Origin of the sequence: Salidesulfovibrio brasiliensis JCM 12178, from assembly GCF_001311825.1 — a bacterium.
Taxonomy (GTDB): domain Bacteria; phylum Desulfobacterota; class Desulfovibrionia; order Desulfovibrionales; family Desulfovibrionaceae; genus Pseudodesulfovibrio; species Pseudodesulfovibrio brasiliensis.
The window spans coordinates 1-1,017 of record NZ_BBCB01000172.1 but is presented as its reverse complement, the minus strand read 5'-3'; the positions used below and the strand labels follow the sequence as shown (position 1 = coordinate 1,017).

At 64.2% G+C, this 1,017-nt stretch carries 1 protein-coding gene; it reads left to right on the top strand.

Annotated features, from left to right (window positions below):
- Positions 1-1,017: tetratricopeptide repeat protein (locus JCM12178_RS17415; RefSeq protein ID WP_157054990.1), on the top strand; the 1,017-nt coding region annotated here is incomplete at both ends.

The following is a 1,017-nucleotide window of genomic DNA, read 5'->3' as shown; positions in this document are numbered from 1 at the left end:
ACCTTCCGGTGCTGGCGGCGTCCGCGCAGAATCGGGCGGGGGACCTGCTGCTGGTGAAGGGCGAGACTCCCGGAGCCAAGGCCGCGTATGCGCACGTCCTTTCCGAATATCCGGACACAGGCAGGCCCACGGCTGCGGCCCGGCTGGCGCTTGCCGAACTCTATTACCGTGAAGGCCGGTTCGCCAAGGCCGTGGAGCTTTATGAAAACGCCATGACCGGCCGCGCACGCGAAGACGGCGTCTACCGCCTCGCTCGCAAGGCGTATCTGGACAAGACCGCCTCGGCCGGGGAGCGTCTGCTGCGAAATGGCGAAATCCCGGCAGCGCGAAGCCTCTTTGCCGAGCTTGTCAGGACCGAGCCGGAATACGTGCCCGGCCACCGGGGCTGGATTCGCGCAAGTCTCGCTCTCGGCAAACTCGAAGAGGCCATTGCCCGCTACTACAGGCTGCACGCCGAAGACCCCGGCAGTGCGGCCACGCTGTATTCACTGGGGCTTGCGGTTTCCTACAGGGATGATGAAAGGGCGCTCACCGAGGCGCGCAAGATGATTCGACAGTCCATCGCCATAGGCGGGCAGGGCAGCGCCTACTATCGCACTCTCGGATTTATCGAGGAAGCGCTGGAGAACGCCTTCGGCAGGCGGGGCGGCCTTGAGCGCGCACTGAGTTATTATGAGAAAGCGTGGTTTCTGGCAGAAAACGAGCGGGACCGTGCAGCGTTGGCCCTGAACCTCGGCAATGTGAACCTTCGTCTGGGCCGCAGTCTTGCGGCGTATCGTTTTTACCTTGAGCGGTTGGAATCCGGCGTCCCGTTCGAATCGGCGGATACCGAATTGCTCTTTTACCGTCATCTGGGCATGGCAGCCTTCCGCGCCGACGACCCCGGCCGTACCGTGGACGTGTTCAACAAGGCGCTCGACCTCGTGCGTGAACGCACCCGCCCGCTGGCTCCTTCGGTGGCCTTCGGGCTGTTGAGCGAAGCTGTCCGGGCCCGCGCGCTTCGGCCTGCAGTCGAAG